This window comes from Thioalkalivibrio sp. ALE17 (assembly GCF_000425605.1).
GTDB lineage: Bacteria > Pseudomonadota > Gammaproteobacteria > Ectothiorhodospirales > Ectothiorhodospiraceae > Thioalkalivibrio.
The window spans coordinates 25,215-44,119 of sequence record NZ_AUDT01000017.1 but is presented as its reverse complement, the minus strand read 5'-3'; the positions used below and the strand labels follow the sequence as shown (position 1 = coordinate 44,119).

Genomic DNA, 18,905 nt, shown 5'->3' with positions numbered 1-18,905 from the left:
GTGGGGTTGGTGCCCCCTGTTCCCCGATCCTGCGTTGCGCCGCTTGCGGGTAGAACCACTACCCGCTGCACGACGCGCCTTGTCTCGGAAAACAGGGGGCGCCAACGCGGACGTGCGATTCAATCAGCGTCTCCTTAAAGGCCGATCAGTTCGGCGTGCACACCGGAGGCGGTGACCGTGTCCAGCAGCTTGCGGCTGTTGATGCGTTGCGGGTCGTACTCCACCACCATCAGGTGCGGGCGTTCGTCGTGGCTGGACGCGGCCATCACGCCCGGGAGTTCGCGCAGGGCATCCTGGATGCGTTCGCGGGCCGCGTGGTCGGTGTCTTCGTCGATGTGGATGGTGATATCCGCCATATGGGTGCTCATTGCGGGCTCCTTCGGCCGCGGGGCCGTGTGCCTACAACATGAATATAGACGCTGCCGGAGGCGGCTCAAGCACCGCGCCTGGCTGCCGCCGCCGCGGAGGGCTATGGTGAAGGGATGGATACGAACCGGAGAATCACCATGCGAGCGATCTGGCTGGGGCTGGCCCTTGCCGCGGTGGGCAGCAGTGCCGCGCAGGCCGATGTGCTAACGGGCGACACGCTGCTGGAGGCGGCGAACGCGGAGATCACCAACATCGACCAGGAGGGCCTGCAGGACCTGATCGCCAGCGAGCCCGACCACGTGGTGATTGATGTGCGCACGCGTACCGAGATTGATCACACCGGCGGGCAGATCCGCTCCAGCGAGACGCTGAATATCCCGCGCGGCTGGATCGAGTTCGAGGTGCCGGGCGAGATCCCGGACAAGGACACGCCGATCGTCGTCTACTGCGGCCAGAACCTGCGCAGTGTGGCCGCCGCGCAGACCCTGCAGCAGATGGGCTACACCAATGTGTACAACTACCCCGGCGGTTTCTTCGAGTGGAAAGACGCCGGGCTGCCGCTGTATGTGCTGGACAAGGCCCGCGACTCGTTCCTCTACGACCGCCCGCAGGAGGTGACCGACGGCGTCTGGTCCGCGATCGGCGCGACCCAGCCCTCCACCTACGAGAACTCCGGCCACAACAACAACCTGTCGTTCATCATCACCGACGACGGCGTGGTGGTGATGAACGCCGGCGACAACTACCTGCTGGCCAAGTCGCTGCATCAGGAGATCAAGAAGCTTACCGATCAACCGGTGAAATACGTGGTGCTGGAGAATGCCCAGGGCCACGCGATGCTCGGCATGACCTACTGGCAGGAGCAGGGCGCCACGGTCATCGCGCACAACGATGCCTGGCGCGAGATCGAGGCCAATGGTCAGGCGAGCCTGGAAGCGGCCGCCACCCGCACCCGCGACAAGGCGTTCATGACCGAGCTGGGCACGCCGGACGTCACCTTCGCCACCCGCCTGGACCTGGAGATGGGTGGTGAAACCATTCAGATCCGCTACCTCGGGCCGGGCCACGCGCCGGGCGATATCGCCCTCTGGGCGCCGGAGCGCAAGGCGCTTATTACCGGGGACCTGGCGTTCCATCAGCGCATGCTACCGATCTTCGAATACACCGATACCGCCGGCTGGATCGAGACCTGGCACGAACTGGAGGCCCTGGAGGCCGAGTACATCATCCCCGGCCACGGCGACCCGGTGAACGATTTCGAGGTGCTCCGCCGCTACACCCACGAATATCTCGTGTACCTGCGCGAGGAGGTCCAGCGCATCCTCGACGAGGGCGGCACGCTGAACGATGCCTACAACATCGACCAGACCGCCTACCGCCACCTGGACACCTACGGCGAGCTGCATCGCCAGAACGCCGGCCGCGTGTTCCGCGCCATGGAGTTCGAGGACTTCTGAATCCCAATGCGGAGCGTCCGGGTCCCTCGCCTGTGGGAAGCCAGCCCCTGCCGGCAGGGCGTGGCAAGGCCTCAATCGCCGAGAGGGCTCGGCTCCTACTGGTCTGGAGCCAGCGTTTGCAGGAGGCCAGCCCCCTGGCCGATGCGGCGCTTGCACAACCGCAATCGGCCGGAAGCCCGGGCTCTTGCACGGGCGAGGGCGTACGTGGATCAGCATTTCCCTGGGAAAGTACAGCGCGGGAAGTACAGCGCGGGAAGTACACCGCGTACGTGAAGGTCGGTTGTGCGGAGAATGGGTCCTGGCGAGAAGGCAGTGCCGGGTCGCATGTGGCATTTCCCATATCTTCGCGCTAAATTAGAACGAACGTTCGGTTTGGTATGGGCGATGACAGAGAACCCGAAGCAATCCGTGCGCGGCGCCGCGCTGCGCAAACTGGTACTGGATACCGCGCTCGAGCGGTTCAGTCAGGATGGCTATTTCAATACCTCCATCCATGACATTCGGCGTCAGGCCGGCGTCTCCATCGGCTCGATCTATCACCACTTCGGCAACAAGGAGACGCTGGCCAAGGCGCTGTACGACGCGCTGCTGCAACGCATGGACGCGGGCCTGGCCGAGGTGATGGAGCGCGAGAGCGGTTGCCGTGCGCGCTGCGACGGGATCATCGCGTTCCTGTTCCGGGCCGCCACCGAGGCCCCGCAGACGATGCGTTTCGTGCTCGAGGCGCGGCACCGCGAGTTTCTTCCGGACGAGCCGCCGGTGTGCTCCTCGCAGCCGTTCCAGCGCATGCGCGAGTGCATCGAACAGGGCATGGCCGCCGGCGAGGTCCGGCCCATGGAGATCCCGGTGGCGGCCACCGCCGCGTTCGGTGGCGCCATCCGCCTGTTGCACCTGTACCTCGACGGCGTGCTCGAGAAACCCCTGGCGCACTACCTGCCCGAGACCCAGGAGGCCGCCTGGCGCGCCATCGCGATGCCCTCGGCTAACTGCCCGTAACCCGTTTTTGTACCGAAGGAGAACTCCCGATGAAGATCGTTGCATCCCTGTTCCTGCTGCTGGCCCTGTCGCTGACCACCCTGACCGTCCAGGCCGAAGCCCCCACCGACGCCCGCGCCCTGGACGGCGTCGAGCAGGGCCGCGTCGTGTTCGACCTGAACAACAACGACCCGGAGATGCTCGCGCTGTATTTGATGGTGATCCGCGAGACCTTTGAAGACCTGACCGATCAGGGCGTGGACCCGGACATGATCCTCGCCTTTCGCGGGCGGGCCGTGACCATGGTCTCCGAGGATCGCGAGCGCTTCGAGCTGACCGACTTCGACCACCTGGACGCGATCGAGGAGCACGTGGCGGCACTGAAGGAGAAGGGCGTGCGCATGGAATCCTGCGCCGTGGCCACCCGCCTGTTCGGCGTCGAGCACGGCGAGCTGCTGCCCGGCATCGAGCCGGTGCGCAATACCTTCGTGTCCCTGACCGGTTACCAGGCCCAGGGCTACGCGGTCATCCCGATCTATTGAGCCTGAAGGGTTCGGGTTTCGAGCCCGGGGACGAAACACCCGGGCCTTCACCAAAAAAGGAGGAGAACCACCATGCGAAATCGAATGCTGATCCTGTTGCTGGCCCTGCTGTTGCCGTTTGGCCTGGCCTCCACGGCGAGCGCCGAGGGCCTGGACAATCGCGAGGCCACCCAGGGCATCGAGACCATGCGCGCGGTCTACGACATGCGCAAGTCCGACCCCAACGTGATGCTGGCCTACCTGCGCGGCATCGCCACCAACCACGAGAACCTGCTCAAGGAGGGCGTGGAGCCCGATCTGCGCATGGTCTTTATCGCCGAGGCGGTCAAGTTCATCAACACCGACCCGGAGCCCGAGGTTGCGATCGATCACGCCGACACCCTGGAGGAGATCGCGAAGGCGGTGGACCGCCTCGACGAACTGGGCGTGAAGATGGAGGTCTGCGCCGCCGCGACGCGGGCCTATGGTGTGGACAACGACACCATCCTGGATCCGATCCAGCCGGTGCGCAGCGGCTTCATCGCGGTCATGGGCTACCAGAACCAGGGCTACGCGCTGGTGCCGGTTTACTGAGCACTTGCTGTCCCTGTTGGAGAAAGCTTGTTGTCGCGGAGATGCGCCGGCGGTCTTTTCCCGGATCAGGCAATGTCTCTGGTCGAAAAGCCGGTTCGGTCCCGAGTCGGTTATTGCCGTTCTTCGTCCGTCCGTGTTCTGTCCGGAGTCGTACCTTCTTCCTGCCCCGAGGGTGTCCAGGTTGCGTTTCCCGTAACATGAGAGGCAAATTCGCGAGTTTTTCTCTGTTCTAGAACCTTGCAGGCGTGTTGCGGTCATCTCAAGGCGAGACGCGCAGGCCATCATGCGCAGAGATAAATTGGAACCGCAGCACCCGGACGAGAGTCCTGGCGCTCGGCGCCTCCCTCCCAAGCCTCGGGACTGATGCAATGACCAGCGGTCGAGATTTGCTTGACGGGCTGGCCCACCTCACGGGCATTCGCAATGCTCAGCGTCTGGAATACAGTCTTCTCAAGACACTGGACAGCATTTACCAGTCGGCGCAGATCTGGGCGATCCAGCTCACTGCCGAGGGCCACCCCGAAAGCCTCCATTCCTTCGACCGCAAGCATGACACCGTGACCACGGTGCCGTTCGATCAGGAGCAACAGCCCATACCTGTCTGGCTGCTGGATCAGGCACTTGCGACCGGGGAGCCGTCCGAGGGAACGGACGAATCGGGGCGCCGGGTGTCGGTCTTTCCAATGTCCGGCCTCAAGGAATTCAGTATCTGCCTCGCATTCTCGTTCGATAATGCCAGCGACAGCGAGTCGCTGGACGCGCTCTTGGTGCGTAGCTTCCTGTCGGTGTATCGCAACTTCGTCAAGCTGATTGATGACGCGCAGACGGACGAGCTGACAGGGCTGCTCAACCGCAAGACATTCGAAGACAACTTTCGTGAACTCGCGACAATCGGGCGCAGCACCCATTCACCGGAGCCTGCGGGGGGCCGCCGCGAGGAGCCCGACCCTGAAGAAACTGACGTCTGGCTGGCCGTGATCGATGTCGATGACTTCAAGAGGATCAATGACAGCTTCGGCCATGTGTATGGCGACGAGGTGTTGATCCTACTGGCACGGCTGCTGCAGCAGAGCTTTCGCCAGAATGACTTGGTCTACCGTTTCGGTGGCGAGGAGTTCGTGGTCCTCGCCGAAATCGCCAGTCCCGAGATGGCGGCGGCAACCTTCGGGCGCTTGCAGCGGGCGGTGGCGGACTATGCGCTGCCACGGGTCGGACGTGTTACCACCAGCATCGGGGTCACCCGCTTGCGTCCGTACATGACCGCAAGCGCCGTGCTGGACGAGGCCGATCAGGCGCTGTACTACGCCAAGGCGAATGGGAAAAACCAAGTTTGTCTGTACGACCAGTTGGTTGATTCGGGTGTGATTAAGCCCAACGTGATCGAGGCGGGTGAGATTGAATTGTTCTGACTCCTGCTGGTGGTTGTCGGCTGGGCTCCCTGCGCGTCGCTACCCGCGGGCCAGCCGGCGGTTGAGCGCATAGACCGACAGCGGCGCGAACACCCCGGCAATGCCCAGGGCCCAGGCCAGCGACCACAGGGCCGGTTGCAGGGCCGGGCCGTCGGCGTTCATCAGGGCGCGGGCGGCCTCCGCCAGCAGCGAGACGGGGTTGGCCTGCACGAAGCCCTGCAGCCAGGTCGGCATCGTGTCCACGGGTACGAACGCGGAGCTGACGAAGGTGACCGGGAACAGCGCGGTAAAGCCAAACAGCTGCACATGCTCCGGGTCGCGCGCGATCACGCCCACCAGCACCATCACCCAGGAAAAGGCCACCGCGAAGCTCAGCACCAGCGCGACCATCGCCAGCAGGTGCGCCCACGAGGTCTCCAGGCGGAAGCCGAGCAGGAACCCGACGATCAGCAACAGGGCGATACACAGCAGTTGCTTGACCACGTCCGCCAGGATGCGTCCGGCCAGCGGCGCCCAGCGCGGGATGGGCAGGGCACGAAAGCGATCGAATACGCCGCGGGTCAGGTCGGTGTTCAGGCCGTGGCCGACGTACACGGTCACAAACAGCATGTTCATCACGATCACGCCGGGCAGCACGAACGCCAGATAGTTCTCGGGCGAACCGGCAATGGCCCCGCCGAACACGAACAGGAACAGCACCAGGAACAGGATCGGCTGGATCGAGTAGTCGCCCAGTTCCCAGGGATTGCGGCGTACCTGCACCAGGCTGCGCCAGGCCAGCGCCAGGGTCTGGTCAATGGCGTTCATGCCGCGTCCTCCCCGGCGTCCGGTTCCGCGTGGCCGGCGCCACTGCGCCCGGTCAGGGACAGGAACACATCATCCAGGCTGGCGCCGCGCAGCCCCAGATCGACCACCTCGATCCCGGCGTCGTCCAGGCGCCGCAACACGGCGGGAAGCAGCCCGGCATCCTGCACCGGCGCGCTGATTTGCGCCCCCTCGACCTGGGCCGGGCGTCCCGCGAGCCCGGTGACGATCCCGGCTGCGCGGTCGCTGGTCGCCGGGTCCGCCACTGTCACGTAGAGGCTGCGCGCCCCGACCCGGGCCTTCAGTTCGGCGGCCGTGCCCTCGGCGATCACGCGGCCCTGGTCCAGCACCACGATGGAGTCGGCCAGGGCGTCGGCCTCTTCCAGGTACTGGGTGGTCAGCAGGACGGTGGTACCCGCCGCCTGCAACTGGCGCACCCGTTCCCACAGGTCGCGGCGGGCGCGCGGGTCGAGGCCGGTGGACGGCTCGTCCAGGAACAGGATACGCGGGCGTCCAACCAGACTGGCGGCCAGGTCCAGGCGTCGGCGCATACCCCCGGAGTAGGTCTGCGCGGGGCGTCGCCCGGCCTCCTGCAGCGAGAAGTCCGCGAGCAGCGCGTCCGCACGGGCCCGGGCATCGGCCCGCTTGAGCCCCAGCAGGCGGGCGATCAGGATCAGGTTCTCGCGTCCGGTGAGCTTTTCGTCGACCGAGGCGTACTGGCCGGTCAGGCCGATAATCTCGCGAACCCGCGCGGCCTCGCGGGCCACATCGAACCCGCCCACGCGGGCCGTGCCGGCGGTGGGCGCGAGCAGGGTGGCCAGCATGCGGACCACGGTGGTCTTGCCGGCGCCGTTCGGCCCCAGCAGGCCCAGGACCTGCCCGGTTGGTACCCGCAGATCGACGCCGTCCACGGCCCGTGTGGCGGCGAAGTCCCGTACCAGTCCCTGTACCTCGATGGCGTTCTCCAAACCTGTCTCCCGATCGATCTTCCACGCTCGGACGCGGGCGGGGCGCCCGGGTTCCGCCGCTTCAGTCTCCCTAGGTCTCCTTCGTTGAGGGTTTGTTGAGGGTGTGCGGCTCCTGCCGGGTGTGGGTGCCAGCGTTGCACGGCCTCTGGCCGTGATCTCTGTCGGGACACCCGGCAGGAACCTGCTAATCCCCTTCTGGTCATAGGGAGTTAAAAATATCTTCAAAGCCATATATAGGGAGAGCCACATGAAGAAAACGCTGATGGCCCTTGCGGTCGCCGCCGCCTGCCCGGCTCTGGCGCTGGCCGAACCCCGTGTCGTGGACACCGATCGTAATGTCTTTATTCCCGCCGAAGAGGATGCCCGCGCGGTTCTGCGGGTCGCCGCGGTCTATAACGACGAAGACTTCCGCATCCATTACGAGTACGAGACCGATACGCCCAGCTGGTATCACCAGGTCTGGCGCTACGAGGATGGCGAGTGGGTGCGCTACGGATCCGGCGGCCCGGGGCCGGACGAGCACGGCCTGTACGAGGACCGAATCTCCATGATGCTGGACGACGGCAAGGTGGAGGGTTTCGACCGCATGGGCGGATGGATGACCGCGCACGACGGTATGCGCAGCCTGACCTCCGAGGTGGACGCGGATGCCGTTCGCGAGCATCCCAAGCTGGGCGGCGACCTCGGGCGCAGCGACGTGCGCAAGTACCTCCCGCAGACCCGCGTCACGGAGGATCCGGAAGAGGTCTCCTGGGATCAGGTCATCGATGACGAGGCCCTGGAACAGTTGCAGTCCGACGGTGTGTTCCTCGACCTGTGGCAGTGGCGCTCCCACCGCAGCCACCCGATGGGCTACGCGGACAACAACTACGTGCTGCACTACCGCCTGTCGTCCGAGGGCACCAGCATGTTCACGACCAACTGGGATGACGACGCCGATCAGCCTGCCTGGATGTTCGATCCGGAGCAGCTCGGAGCCCCCGCCCTGGAGTGGGAGGCCCTGATCGCCCGCGAGTACGGCCAGGACGACGCCTATTACATCCACGAGGGCAACGCAATCGCCTTCGATCCGGACCACGACTGGCAGGAAGGCGACGTGATCCCGCAGCGGTTCCTGCAAGAGCCGAGCGGCAGCCGCGGTGCGATCCGTGCCGATGGTGGCTACGAAGACGGCGCCTGGCGGATTGCACTCACCCGCACGCTGGAGGCCCCCAACGCCCGGGACAGCAAGACCCTGGAACATGGCGCGTCCTACAACGTCGCCTTCGCGGTTCACAGTGCCGCGGGCGCGCGCTGGCACCTGGTCTCGCTGCCGATGACCCTGGGGCTGGAAGACGGGGAGGCCGACATCGTCGCCCGCCGCGTCGATGGGGATCTGGACGAAGCCGACCTGGAATGGACCGAGGTGGAGGTGTTCTACCCGGGTCAGATCACCTATCAGTTCCTGCACAGCGACGACCACCCGGGCGGCACGCTGGTGCGCGAGGGCGAGCAGGGCGTGCGTGATCAGCACGATCTCGACACCCTGCCGGGCTTCATCGTCGATATGGAGCAGCAGCTCCTGCGCGACGCAGACTGAGCCGGCGCGGATCGGCACCACGCGCGCTCAGACCCGGACTCGTCTGGTGTCGACACTCTCGGCCGTGGAAGGGGTGCACCCGACGCCCTTGCGCCACCAGACGTGCAGGGCAAGGCACAAAGCCTGACGTCGGGTCTCCTGCGCTCCGTCGTCCCGGACGCCGCGCAGCGGTGATCCGGGATCTCCGCCGGTGGGGCGGGCGCGGTCGGTGGCAAGGCCGGCGTGGGCGCTCCCGGCTCTGCGCTCCGCTGAGGCCGGGATGACGTCGTGTGGGGCTCTGTGCCGGTCGGTCGCGCTTGAGCGGCGGCAGGTGCGTGTCAGGCCGTCTCGGCGTTGCCGGTGGGGGTGGTTTCGCGGCGGATCAGGTAGTCCACGTAGAGGAAGCCGAAGGGCACCACGCCGAGGAACAGCACCAGCAGCCATTTCCAAACCGGCCAGCCGCTCAGGTGGCTGGCCATCACCGACGCCGCGCCGTAGACCATGAACAGAATGCCGTGGACCCAGCCGACATAGGTGACGGCCAGGGGCATGTCCGCGTAGGTGCGCAGCGGCATCGCGATAAACAGCAGGGTAATGAGCGACAAACCCTCGAGGACGCTGATCAGGCGGAAGAATTTCATGGGCGGGACCGGTGGGTCGGGAAACGCGGTGGAGGGTAGCACGAAGCGCGACGGGCGCCACGAAATGGACCCGGCAGTGTGGTCGGGTTAATTCTTGCGCTGGTTGCGCGCGGATTGTGCGTAGTCCCTGGCCCGGGCGCGGATCTCCTCGAAGAACAGCGCCTCCCAGCGGGTGTTGCGCTCGTCCCGTGACAGAGGTCCTGTGTCCTGTTGCTCGCGAGCCAGGCGCGTGTCGGCCTCGGCCTCGGCGTCATCCAGGATCTGCTTGAAGCTATCCCGTGCCGCGGCTGCCTTCGGGTCGATTCCCTGGCGCTGCACGACGTTGGCCAGCAGCGCCCCGCCTTTTTTCCACTTCGACCAGAGTCTCACAGCGACGCTCCTCCCAGTAGTCGTCGGCGTGCATCCGGGGTATACCCGAGGACCGAAGAGGTCCGGACAATCGACATCTTACCGGGCCAAGCGGCCTGTTGGGATTCTGGTCTACCAACAAAAAAGGCCCTCCGAAGAGGGCCTCGTCATCACTACCAGCGAGTGATCAGTTCGAGAAGAAACGCACGTTCGGATCAGCCATGTAGGCACCGACTTCTTCCGGATCGGCCGGCGTAATGCCGTCAAGCAGGTCGGCCTCGGTGTAGTCCGTGTTCGGCAGGAAGATGGCGCAGGTCTCGACGGTCGCGCCGTTGTTGAGCAGGTTCATCATCAGTTGCTGCGCATTCCGGTCTGCCGGCTGCATGGTGGCGCCGTCGAAGTCTTCGGTCGCCATCTTCGCGGCAGGACCGCACAGCAGCACACGGATTTCCTGACCCTGACGCATGCTTTGGTTGGCCAGAACCATGGACATGAACTGGGTGTGATCATCGGCCGAGGTGACACTGACGAACAGCTTGGAGGGCTCGTCCGCCTGTGCGGTCGCGCCTGCACCGGCAAGGGCGATAAGGGCGGAAGCGGCTAGTGTCTTGATGGCTCGCATGGAGTCTCCTGATCGTTTCGAAAGTGGAAGAGTAGAAAATAAGCAGATTCTAAAACATATTGCAACAAGAATGCGTCTAGAATGCGATTACAGTGAGAGCGGTCATGAAAACGTCATCGAATGACGACGTGACCCGGGCGGCTGGAGAATGCGATCCTCGAGGAACGTGGGAGTTCCCCGTGCGCCGAACACAAATTCTGTTGTCGGCGAAGGCCTGGTCTCGTCGCGGGACCAGATAGTCCGGACGATATCTGAACGCCTGCAGGGGCAGGCCCGCGGGCCCTGGAGCGGGCCTCGCGGGTGACCAGAATGCGAGGGTTACGCGATGCGGTAGGCGGAGGCCAGGTCGCGCACGCGCGAGGCGATGTCCGCGACTTCCTGGCTGGCGGTCGCGGTCTGGCGCGAGCCATTGGCGGTGTCACCGGTGATGTCGTTGATCGCGTAGATGTTGCGGTTGATCTCCTCGGCCACGGCGTTCTGTTCTTCCGCGGCGCTCGCGATCTGCGTGGTCATGTCGCTGATCCGGCCGATGGCCTGGACGATGGATTCCAGTGCCTGGCCGGCGCGCTCGGCATCGTTGCTGGTGGCCTCCGCCATCTCGCGTCCGCGACCCATGGCGGTGACCGCATTGCGGGTGCCCGCCTGCAGGGCCTCGATCATCGCCTGGATGTCGGCGGTGGAGTCCTGGGTGCGCGAGGCGAGGGTGCGGACCTCGTCGGCGACCACCGCAAAGCCGCGGCCCTGTTCGCCCGCGCGGGCGGCCTCGATCGCCGCGTTCAGGGCCAGCAGGTTGGTCTGCTCCGCGATCCCGCGGATCACGTCCAGCACCGAGCCGATCTGCTGACCTTTCTCGTCCAGGTTGCGCACGGTTTCTTCGATGGTGGCGACCTCGCCGGACAGGCGGCCGATGTCGCTGACGACGGTACGCACGACCTCGCCGCCCGCGCGCGACTCCTGGTCGGCTTCCTGGCTGGAGGAGGCGGCATCGGAGGCGTTGCGCGCGACCTCCTGAACCGTCGCCGCCATCTCGTTCATCGCGGTCGAGACCTGCTCGGTCTGCGAACGCTGCTGGTCAATGTTGCCGTCGGTCTGCGCGCTGACCGCGGACAACTGCTCGGCGGCCGAGGCCATCTGGTCGGTCAGGGTGCGCAGCTCGCGGATGGAGTCCTGGAACTGGTCGAGCATGCTGTTCAGGGCAGTCGCAGTCGCGCCGATCTCGTCGTCCGCACCGACATTCACCCGGCGCGACAGGTCATGGTCGCCAGCAATCCCCTCCAGCGTCTGGCGCATGTGCGCGATCGGGAGCGCTACCGAGCGATAGGTCCACACCCCGGTAATCACGACCCCGATCAGGACCAGCAGCATCAGGGCGCCGCTGCGCACCAGCACCTGGGTGTAGAACTCCGATACCCGTTCGGCCTCCGCGCCGGCCACGTCGATCTGCAGGTCGACCAGCTCGGTGATCTGGTCGCTGATCGGGTCGATGCTGTCGTACAGCGGGCCGTTGAAGGCATCGAGCTCGCCCTGCACATCGCCCGACATCCCGCCCAGCGCCGCCTCCAGACGATCCAGGTCCGCGTTCGCCGCGCGGAACAGGGAGCGGGCGCCATCGGCGAGTTCCTGTTCCCGGGGCGTCAGCGTCGTGGCCAGGTAGGCCTCCCAGATTGTGGCGATCTCCGTGCGCGCCTCGCGCACGTCGGCCAGGGCCTCTTCCGCGGTCATGCGCCCGGCATCGGCCTTGTTCACGGCATCGATAACCAGCACCGCGTAGTTGTCCGCGATGGTCTTCAGTTGCTGCAGGGGCACGACCCGGTCGTGGTAGATGTTCTGCACGCCTTCTTCGATATTGGCCGTGCCGCGGGCGGCCAGGGCCGCCAGCAGCAGGAGTGCGGCCACGGGCACCACGATGGTGATGACCAGCTTGGATCGAACGGAGAGCGAGCGGAGGTTCATGGGCGGGTCCTTGTATGGCCTGGAAGGGGTAAGCCCGAGGTACCGGGCCGGGGGAATGCCGATCCATGCAGGCGTCCGTGCCCCGGGTATTCCGGGGGCGGGCGTCGTGCGCGGACGGCTGCGGTGTTACCGGCAGGTGCCGCGCCTTGTTCGCGCGCATGGCAGCGGACGCCACCGGCGGCGGCATTACCCTGATGACAGATGAAACGGCCCCGCGCGCCAAACCTTGAGCCACATCAACCGCGCCGAGTGTCCCTCAAGGTGGCGGGACGCTGGTCGGATCGGTGCCCGTGGTCCTGGCCCGGGCGCCGTCTCATTCCGGGTCGCGGTCGCGGTCGCGCTCGCGGTCGCGGCTCGACGCCAGTGTCTCGCGGATCCGCCGTAGATCGCGCACGTACTCCAGCATGGCCATCATGGCGTCGGCGAACAGGTAGGCCCCGAACAGGATCATCCCGGCCGCAAAGAGCCCGGCCAGCGGCCACAGGAGGGCTGCAAGCACGGCCAGTGCCCAGCCGATTGCTTCCATCTGTTCCGCTTCCAGCCCGAATGCGGCTACGGCTGCGCCCGCGAAGGGTTCTGCGGCCGTCAGGGAGATCACCGACAGGGCCACCGCCAACAGGACCACGCCGGTTGCCAGCAATTCGCCCGCCAGCCGCATGCAGACGACAACGCAGGTGATGGCGGGATAGTCCCGGGTATCCAATGCTCCCAGTGCCCGGGCGCGGCGCCACAACAACGCGACCCAGGCGACTACGGCCATCCCGAACAGGATCTGCAGCAGGATCAGGGAGACGAGCGGCCACGGGAGCTCCGGTGTCTCCTGCGCCAGCATCCAGAAGGCCAGCGAGGCCAGCAGTCCGCCGAGGCCCGTCAGGGCGGCGATGCCGCGAAGCGCCCAGCCGGCCAGCCGCTGCAGGGGAAGCGTGCCTTCGGTTCCACCGGTCGTCTCGTCGGTCAAGGGGGCCTCCATGGGGGACGATTGCCCTTGCGATAGTGCCCGAAAATCGCTTCGAGCAGGCGAGAGACCGGTGATTCGGCCGGCGCGTACAACCACGGGGCCCAATGCATGCGGCATGGACTGGTGTGTGGAGGCGCTGCAGGGCCAGCGCGCGTGCGCGTCGGGCTTCGGGCCTTTTGCAATCATGCGGTGTTTCGCGAAATCTATCGGAACCAGGGGCGCCTGCTGAAGCGAACCCCGTGCGCCCTCACAACCCCGACGCAAAAGGAGCCTGCATGGTGAACGAGACGGACGATCCAAAGCTGGAGATCAGCGTCAACGCGGCCCGCGAGCTGGTGGATATTGGTCTGGCGGTGCTGCTGGATATCCGTCAGCCCTTCGAGCTGGAACTGGAGGGCGAGGTGGAAGGGGCGGTCCCGGTGCCCCTGTTCCGCTTGAAGCAGCTACTGGGTCGGGGCCTGTCGGAGGAAGAGCAGGAGCTGCTGGACGCGGACGAGCCGGATGATCGCGACTTCCAGCACTTCATCTCCCTGATTAACCGGCATCACGTCACCCAGGACCAGATCCTGCTGTGCCTGTGCAACAGCGGCCGGCGCAGCCTGCGCGCCGCCGAACTGCTGCGGGACCTGGGGTATACCCGCTGCCTTTCGGTTCGCGAAGGCTTTCGCGAGTGGCCCCGCGACGCCGCTACCGAATAAGGCGCGTACTCGCCTCCCGGCCTCGTTGCTGGCAATGCGCCGGCTCTCGGCGCATTGCGCAAAGGCTTGTCGTTCTGCCCGCCCGTTGGAACGAGCCCGGGGCGTCAAGCCCGGATGGCAGGGATCGGCTGGCCTCAGTGACCGTGTGTCTCGTGCGCGTCCACCGGTTCTTCGAACGCGATGAACAGGATGCAGTCCTCGTCCGAGATGCAGTGGGTGGTGTGTGCCAGGCGCGGCGGGCCATAGGCGTAGGTCCCGGGCTGAAGCACCACCGGTTCCTGGCCGTCATAGTCCACCTGCATCTCGCCCTGAACCAGCACCATGCGTTCGGCGCTGGTGTGCCAGTGATGGGGCGCGGTGCTGTTGCCGGGCAGCAGGAAGAACACATCGGCGTTGGGCTCGGCCGGGTCACCCTGGAGGACGGCCAGGCGGCAGTCGTCGGGCATGAAGGCCGGGCAGGGGTTCCATTCGAGATCGGGGGCGTCCGGCGCCCAGATAAAGGCCTGGCCGTCGTCGGCCGCCAGGCTCGCCAAGGGGGCGGCCAGGGCGAGCGCGGCGGCAGCCGTGGCCAGGTGGCGAAGCGCTCCCGTGGGGCGGATCGAGTGGTCGTACATGAGGCACCTCCTGGGGTCCATGGCTTGGCCGGCCGCGGGCCGTGCGTAGCCTTTTCTCTGTCATGGGCCCCGCCACAGGGATGCGTGCGCGCGGCCTTTATCCAGGATTCTGGCTTGGCCCGGTCGGGGTGGCTTCCACAATCTTGCGGCGGGGGAGCGGATGTTGCGGTTACCACGTCGCACCTTCGCTACTGCGGCAGTGGTTCCGTACGCGCGCACCGAGGGGGCCGTACCGAAGGGGTCAGACCATGCCTTTTGCCCGTCCCGTGTTGCGGGCACAAGAGCCAAGGTCTGCCCCCCCCCGGTTGCCCGTGGGAGCCTGCTTGCAGGCGAAGCTCCTGCCCGTGCTGGATGTAGCAGGGGCCAGAGCCTCAATGGGTTGGCATGAAGCGAAAGGCAAGGTCGGACCCGTTGATTCTGCGGATCGCGCCAGCCTCGAATAACGGTGGGGAGCGAAGATGGGTCTCACGTTCGCGCCTTCGCTATAGCGCTGGACCGTCCCTGGTCCAGCCTTGGCCTTCGCAGCAGACGGCGGCGCGTACTGCTGGCGCCGCCGTCACCCTGTAAACCGGGTCGCTTGCAAGGGGCGCGTTCACCCAGGCGCTGACGTCAGGCCGCCGACCGCCCGGCATGAGAGACCCGTTCGATCCTAACGGGGACCGGTCGGCAGACCGTGTTGCAGACCGGCGAGTGGTCCTGCGCAAACCCGAGCAGGTCGTCCAGTTCTTGCTCGCTGCAGTCCGCGTCGATCTGCATCTGGATGGCGATGTCCTGGTAGCCCGCAGGGACCTCGTCATTAAGCGCCAGAAGACCTTCCAGATTGATCGTTCCTTTCAGCTCGGTCGAAAGCGAATGGATACGAATACCCCGGGCGGTGGCGTGCAGCACGGTCGTCGTGGTCACGCATCCCGCCAGTGCATGGAGCAGGTATTCAACCGGGTTGGCGCCCTCGTTTTTGCCGAGTAGTACCGGCGGTTCCCCGTTGGTGAATTCCCACCCGGTATCCCGCGAGGCGTCTTCGGCACCCGCACCATAGAAGTCCTTGATGGTCGATCGATTCTCGCCTCCGCTGATCCAGGTGTTGCGGGCGCGGAACTCGAACTGCGCGAGTTCGCGGTTGTCCTGCAGGGCCTGCACGGTCGTGGTCATCTGATCCACGTTCAGGCCGTTCATCGTGTTCTGCGTGTTCATGGCTGTTCTCCGTTTGAGAAGGGACCATTGCGCGCCATCGGATGGTGACGCAGCTTTAGGCTATAACCGGGGAATCGACCGCATAAGCGGCAGACGAGCCAGAAGCGTGGCGTTCGTGCCACCGGAGGACGCAGATGAGCCGCTCGGACATGCCTGTCGAGGTGCTGATCGTTGCCGTCCCCGAAACCGCAGGTTCCGCGCTGTACGGCATGGTGGACGTGCTGTCGGCCGCCGGGAATCTCTGGCAACGCCTTCGCCATGAGCCCGTCAGCCAGGCCGGGTTTCGGGTGCGCATCGTCGCCCGCGAACGCAAGCCTTTTCTGTGCGGAAACGACATTCCGGTGCAGCCGCATTGCGCGATTCGCGACCAGCCGGAGGCGTCCATCGTGATCCTGCCCGAGCTGTGGCTGGGCCCGGATGAATCCTTCCATGGTCGGTACCCGGAACTGATGCGCTGGGTTCGGGATTGTTACGAGGGCGGGAAATCCATCTACTCGGCCTGCTCCGGAACCATCATGCTGGCGGAAACGGGCCTCTTGGCCGGGTGTGCCGCCACCTCGCACTGGGGGTATCAGGACCTGTTCCGGCGCGACTATCCGGAAGTACGATTCCTGCCCGAACCCAATCTGGTCCTGGCGGACCCATCGGGGCGGATGGTCAGTGCCGGGGGTACCACGTCCTGGCACGATCTGGCCTTGCATATCATCGCGCGCCATCTGGGCCCGGTGGAGGCCATCCGCATCGCCAAGGTGTATCTACTCAAGTGGCACGATGAAGGCCAGGGGCCTTATACCCCGCTGGTGCTGAAATCCGACCATACCGACGCCCGAATGCGGCAGTGCGAGGACTGGCTGGGCCAGCATTTTGCCGAACACTCCGCGATCCGCTTGCTCACCGAGGAATCCGGCCTGGCCGAACGCACCCTGAAGCGGCGTTTCAAGCAGGCCACCGGCGTATCCCTGGTGCATTACCTGCAGAACCTGCGTATCGAAAGGGCCAAACACCTGCTCGAGACTACGACGATGTCCATCGAGGAGATCAGCTTTGCTGTCGGATACGAGGACGTATCTTTTTGTCGGGAGCTGTTCCGGCGGCTGACGGGCACCACCCCGGGGCGTTATCGCAGGCTCTTCTTTGCCGGCACGGACCTGGATGCCCGGCAGGCCCATCCGGACAAGGCCGCGAGCTGAAGACTGGATAGGGTCAAGATGGGTGTCCCCTCACGCACCTAAGGGGTCAGGCCTTGCCTTTTGCCCCTGTCGTGGCAGGGAGGCAAAAGGCAAGGTCTGACCCCTGTGCCCCACAGACTGTGCCCCAGGTGTCGTGGCAGGGAGGCAAAAGGCAAGGTCTGACCCCTGTGCCCAACCGCCTGCTCCAGCGTCACCCGCTCCAGCCTGCACGCGTGGTTCACCGTGTGTACGCCACGTAGCATTTGCTACACCGAGGAGCCGGATGCGTCAATCGCGCACGTCCGGATCTGTGGGAGCCGCGGGTGAGCAATCACCCGTGGCCACCCAGCCCCCTTTTCGGTTTCTCTACTCGACGTTAGCATGATTAGGGCGCGGACCCAGACGAACCTAGGAGCGCGGAGCCCCGACTTTTCTAACTCGTCGGGCCTTGGGGCCCTTTGGTGCGTGTTCTACTAAAAATTCGACTTGATCTCCAGGTGATACGAGCTTGTCATCTCCTTCGATATCTGCGTAAAACACAAATACGTCCTTTCCTTTTTCGCGCCTAATAAAGCCAAACCCCTTAAGTGGGTCAAAGGTTTTGATCTCTCCGAACTCTGACTGATCGCCCATATCTATTTTATTTCCCAGTAGTCTTTTATCGTGGGTTTATTCGGGTAAGCGGCGACAACTTGACGCCGGAGTGAGCGCGCAAGCCGCTTGTCAGTTCTGGATAAAAGGCCCACCTTGTGGATAGCTCTGTTTACCCTCAGGATATGCCCAATGCGGTCCGTGTTTCTTCTGCTCTTGTTTGCGAGCTTTTTGCACTCAAGGATCAGATTATCTTTTTCTTGGTCGCCGATCTGGGGGAGTATTTTTCGCATTCGGGCGCGAAGTGGTCGGGCTTGGCTGTGTCCAAGTCGTTTAAGCTTGGCGATCTTTCCTGATGCTTGGTTCCACATTGAATGGTATTCAGGTGACGCGGGGTCAGTTGTGAATCGATTCTCACAGTCGTGCACCATTTTTCGGATCGCTCTCCGTTCGTGGCGGGGGACTTTTGGAACGGAGTGTTTAGCCCACAGTCCTGTGACGATGTAATCAGAGTCTCTCTGGTGGACTCTGTCGACACGTGTCTTTTTGTTGTTGAGTTTCAATCCATGTTTTTTGCACATCGCTGCAACCGACCGAATGATTTCGGTGGTCTTGGCGGGCGTCAGCTGTTTTGGGCTTGAAATAGTTATGTCGTCCAGCAGCCGTGTGTACGCGATCGCCTGCCGCTCAAATGAGGCCGCGAGTTGATATTCGGCGTTAAAAAATATGAGATTCGCTAAGTAAGATGAGGTGCACGCCCCTTGTGGCAGGCGGTGATGCCGTACGCAAAGCGTGGTAAGGAGGTCGGAGACGGGTTCGGGAAACCGCAGTAGGTAGCGGAAAATATCATATACGTTCTGGCGCCGTATGTTCGGGTAGAAGTTCTTTATGTCGAGCTTAATGATGGTGGACGCACCCGCATGTGCGGACGCGTTCGAGACATAGTCTCGGGGCTCTTCGAGGTCGCGAATGCCGCCCATAAGGTAAAGTGGGTACTCCACTTTCTCCAAAATGGTACGATTGATTCGTTTTTGTATTTTCTTGAGTGTGAACTTGGGTTCAGAAACGTTTCGTTCTTTCCCGGAAGGTGTGGTGATGGTGAAGTCTGTGTAAGAATCATCTGTCCGGTTGGCGATGTCGGTCAGAATCTTAGGGTGAACGCCGAGCATCCTGGCGAGCGTTTGTACCGAGCCGATGGGCTTGTAAGGGTAATACGGTTTTTTCGCGGATTTCTGAGGCATGAAAAATAAAAAAGCTAGGAGTCGATCATTACAATAGCAGGTGCGAAGACCATACTGTAAGTTTTATGATCAGAAGTAGGAAAGCCGTAATACCGGTCAATCCGCCCTTCTTGCCTGATCCAACCTGCGTTTCGGAATCGTGGCTCTCTCGAGCGGTACGTTCCGCGCTATCTGTGTCCTCTTGTCGAAAAAGGACGGTCACTGACACATGCACGATTGCTCGT

The 18,905-nt window shown here is 64.2% G+C and carries 20 protein-coding genes; 8 read left to right on the top strand and 12 right to left on the bottom strand.

All coding sequences use genetic code 11. The annotated features are described in order from the left end of the window. Positions 1–134: 134 nt before the first annotated feature. On the bottom strand, positions 135–368 hold the full coding sequence (locus H609_RS0110005) for an ATP-binding protein (RefSeq protein WP_028484875.1): 234 nt from the start codon (positions 366–368) through the stop codon (positions 135–137). Positions 369–506: 138 nt separating this feature from the next. On the opposite strand from H609_RS0110005, the gene H609_RS0110000 reads away from it, so the two are divergent. From H609_RS0110000 to H609_RS0109980, 5 genes are all read left to right on the top strand, one after another. Beyond that, a complete protein-coding gene (locus H609_RS0110000; protein WP_028484874.1) occupies positions 507–1,826 on the top strand; it encodes a rhodanese-like domain-containing protein in 1,320 nt (439 codons plus the stop codon). A gap of 384 nt (positions 1,827–2,210) precedes the next feature. After that, positions 2,211–2,822 carry a TetR/AcrR family transcriptional regulator gene (locus H609_RS0109995; RefSeq protein WP_028484873.1) on the top strand — a complete coding sequence of 204 codons (612 nt, stop codon included), beginning with the start codon at positions 2,211–2,213 and terminating at the stop codon, positions 2,820–2,822. Between the two features lie 29 nt (positions 2,823–2,851). Further along, the gene (locus H609_RS0109990) at positions 2,852–3,343 is read left to right on the top strand and encodes a DsrE family protein (RefSeq protein ID WP_028484872.1); all 492 of its coding nucleotides are present in this window, start codon (positions 2,852–2,854) and stop codon (positions 3,341–3,343) included. Positions 3,344–3,415: 72 nt separating this feature from the next. After that, entirely contained in the window at positions 3,416–3,916 is a 501-nt protein-coding gene (locus tag H609_RS0109985; protein WP_026280284.1) for a DsrE family protein, read from the top strand. Positions 3,917–4,284: 368 nt separating this feature from the next. Then, positions 4,285–5,325: a GGDEF domain-containing protein gene (locus H609_RS0109980; protein ID WP_028484871.1), complete on the top strand. Its 1,041-nt coding sequence runs from the start codon at positions 4,285–4,287 to the stop codon at positions 5,323–5,325. A gap of 39 nt (positions 5,326–5,364) precedes the next feature. On the opposite strand, the gene H609_RS0109975 is transcribed toward H609_RS0109980, so the two are convergent. Continuing rightward, positions 5,365–6,132, bottom strand: a complete 768-nt coding sequence (locus H609_RS0109975; protein ID WP_018866517.1) for an ABC transporter permease — start codon at positions 6,130–6,132, stop codon at positions 5,365–5,367. Then, positions 6,129–7,097, bottom strand: coding sequence for a daunorubicin resistance protein DrrA family ABC transporter ATP-binding protein (locus H609_RS0109970; protein WP_028484870.1), 969 nt, complete (start codon positions 7,095–7,097; stop codon positions 6,129–6,131). The genes H609_RS0109975 and H609_RS0109970 overlap by 4 nt, the downstream gene beginning before the upstream one ends. Positions 7,098–7,344: 247 nt before the next feature. Here H609_RS0109970 and H609_RS0109965 point away from each other — a divergent pair, with 247 nt between their 5' ends. Beyond that, a complete protein-coding gene (locus tag H609_RS0109965; RefSeq protein WP_019583208.1) occupies positions 7,345–8,676 on the top strand; it encodes an ethylbenzene dehydrogenase-related protein in 1,332 nt (443 codons plus the stop codon). 317 nt (positions 8,677–8,993) lie between these two features. Here H609_RS0109965 and H609_RS0109960 read toward each other — a convergent pair whose 3' ends face one another. The 5 genes from H609_RS0109960 to H609_RS0109940 form a co-directional block, all read right to left on the bottom strand. Next, complete coding sequence (locus H609_RS0109960) at positions 8,994–9,296, bottom strand: DUF3817 domain-containing protein (RefSeq protein WP_028484869.1); 303 nt, start codon at positions 9,294–9,296, stop codon at positions 8,994–8,996. 87 nt (positions 9,297–9,383) lie between these two features. Further along, on the bottom strand, positions 9,384–9,665 hold the full coding sequence (locus tag H609_RS0109955) for a hypothetical protein (protein WP_028484868.1): 282 nt from the start codon (positions 9,663–9,665) through the stop codon (positions 9,384–9,386). A 166-nt stretch (positions 9,666–9,831) separates the two neighbouring features. Beyond that, the gene (locus H609_RS0109950; protein ID WP_018876203.1) at positions 9,832–10,266 is read right to left on the bottom strand and encodes a DsrE family protein; all 435 of its coding nucleotides are present in this window, start codon (positions 10,264–10,266) and stop codon (positions 9,832–9,834) included. 318 nt (positions 10,267–10,584) lie between these two features. After that, the gene (locus tag H609_RS0109945) at positions 10,585–12,219 is read right to left on the bottom strand and encodes a methyl-accepting chemotaxis protein (RefSeq protein WP_028484867.1); all 1,635 of its coding nucleotides are present in this window, start codon (positions 12,217–12,219) and stop codon (positions 10,585–10,587) included. A gap of 313 nt (positions 12,220–12,532) precedes the next feature. Further along, a complete protein-coding gene (locus H609_RS0109940; RefSeq protein WP_028484866.1) occupies positions 12,533–13,177 on the bottom strand; it encodes a hypothetical protein in 645 nt (214 codons plus the stop codon). Positions 13,178–13,452: 275 nt separating this feature from the next. Here H609_RS0109940 and H609_RS0109935 point away from each other — a divergent pair, with 275 nt between their 5' ends. Further along, positions 13,453–13,875 (top strand): rhodanese-like domain-containing protein, encoded by a 423-nt coding sequence (locus H609_RS0109935; protein ID WP_018866527.1) that lies wholly within the window; start codon positions 13,453–13,455, stop codon positions 13,873–13,875. A gap of 134 nt (positions 13,876–14,009) precedes the next feature. Here H609_RS0109935 and H609_RS0109930 read toward each other — a convergent pair whose 3' ends face one another. Both H609_RS0109930 and H609_RS0109925 read right to left on the bottom strand, forming a co-directional pair. Further along, positions 14,010–14,489: a cupin domain-containing protein gene (locus H609_RS0109930; protein ID WP_028484865.1), complete on the bottom strand. Its 480-nt coding sequence runs from the start codon at positions 14,487–14,489 to the stop codon at positions 14,010–14,012. Positions 14,490–15,098: 609 nt separating this feature from the next. Then, the gene (locus H609_RS0109925; RefSeq protein WP_018866529.1) at positions 15,099–15,680 is read right to left on the bottom strand and encodes an OsmC family protein; all 582 of its coding nucleotides are present in this window, start codon (positions 15,678–15,680) and stop codon (positions 15,099–15,101) included. Positions 15,681–15,814: 134 nt separating this feature from the next. Between H609_RS0109925 and H609_RS0109920 the strand changes: the two genes are divergently transcribed. Next, on the top strand, positions 15,815–16,870 hold the full coding sequence (locus H609_RS0109920) for a GlxA family transcriptional regulator (RefSeq protein WP_018876209.1): 1,056 nt from the start codon (positions 15,815–15,817) through the stop codon (positions 16,868–16,870). 387 nt (positions 16,871–17,257) lie between these two features. Here H609_RS0109920 and H609_RS13960 read toward each other — a convergent pair whose 3' ends face one another. Further along, positions 17,258–17,482, bottom strand: coding sequence for a retron Se72 family effector protein (locus H609_RS13960; RefSeq protein WP_017940506.1), 225 nt, complete (start codon positions 17,480–17,482; stop codon positions 17,258–17,260). Positions 17,483–17,484: 2 nt separating this feature from the next. Further along, positions 17,485–18,681, bottom strand: coding sequence for a reverse transcriptase family protein (locus H609_RS14205; protein WP_155988724.1), 1,197 nt, complete (start codon positions 18,679–18,681; stop codon positions 17,485–17,487). Positions 18,682–18,905 lie beyond the last annotated feature (224 nt).

What these genes read in the sequence shown, in the direction of transcription:
- H609_RS0110005 (WP_028484875.1), bottom strand. Translation starts at nt 368, where the DNA reads ATGAGCACCCATATGGCGGATATCACCATCCACATCGACGAAGACACC.
- H609_RS0110000 (WP_028484874.1), top strand. Translation starts at nt 507, where the DNA reads ATGCGAGCGATCTGGCTGGGGCTGGCCCTTGCCGCGGTGGGCAGCAGT.
- H609_RS0109995 (WP_028484873.1), top strand. Translation starts at nt 2,211, where the DNA reads ATGACAGAGAACCCGAAGCAATCCGTGCGCGGCGCCGCGCTGCGCAAA.
- H609_RS0109990 (WP_028484872.1), top strand. Translation starts at nt 2,852, where the DNA reads ATGAAGATCGTTGCATCCCTGTTCCTGCTGCTGGCCCTGTCGCTGACC.
- H609_RS0109985 (WP_026280284.1), top strand. Translation starts at nt 3,416, where the DNA reads ATGCGAAATCGAATGCTGATCCTGTTGCTGGCCCTGCTGTTGCCGTTT.
- H609_RS0109980 (WP_028484871.1), top strand. Translation starts at nt 4,285, where the DNA reads ATGACCAGCGGTCGAGATTTGCTTGACGGGCTGGCCCACCTCACGGGC.
- H609_RS0109975 (WP_018866517.1), bottom strand. Translation starts at nt 6,132, where the DNA reads ATGAACGCCATTGACCAGACCCTGGCGCTGGCCTGGCGCAGCCTGGTG.
- H609_RS0109965 (WP_019583208.1), top strand. Translation starts at nt 7,345, where the DNA reads ATGAAGAAAACGCTGATGGCCCTTGCGGTCGCCGCCGCCTGCCCGGCT.
- H609_RS0109960 (WP_028484869.1), bottom strand. Translation starts at nt 9,296, where the DNA reads ATGAAATTCTTCCGCCTGATCAGCGTCCTCGAGGGTTTGTCGCTCATT.
- H609_RS0109950 (WP_018876203.1), bottom strand. Translation starts at nt 10,266, where the DNA reads ATGCGAGCCATCAAGACACTAGCCGCTTCCGCCCTTATCGCCCTTGCC.
- H609_RS0109945 (WP_028484867.1), bottom strand. Translation starts at nt 12,219, where the DNA reads ATGAACCTCCGCTCGCTCTCCGTTCGATCCAAGCTGGTCATCACCATC.
- H609_RS0109935 (WP_018866527.1), top strand. Translation starts at nt 13,453, where the DNA reads ATGGTGAACGAGACGGACGATCCAAAGCTGGAGATCAGCGTCAACGCG.
- H609_RS0109930 (WP_028484865.1), bottom strand. Translation starts at nt 14,489, where the DNA reads ATGTACGACCACTCGATCCGCCCCACGGGAGCGCTTCGCCACCTGGCC.
- H609_RS0109925 (WP_018866529.1), bottom strand. Translation starts at nt 15,680, where the DNA reads ATGAACACGCAGAACACGATGAACGGCCTGAACGTGGATCAGATGACC.
- H609_RS0109920 (WP_018876209.1), top strand. Translation starts at nt 15,815, where the DNA reads ATGAGCCGCTCGGACATGCCTGTCGAGGTGCTGATCGTTGCCGTCCCC.
- H609_RS13960 (WP_017940506.1), bottom strand. Translation starts at nt 17,482, where the DNA reads ATGGGCGATCAGTCAGAGTTCGGAGAGATCAAAACCTTTGACCCACTT.
- H609_RS14205 (WP_155988724.1), bottom strand. Translation starts at nt 18,681, where the DNA reads ATGCCTCAGAAATCCGCGAAAAAACCGTATTACCCTTACAAGCCCATC.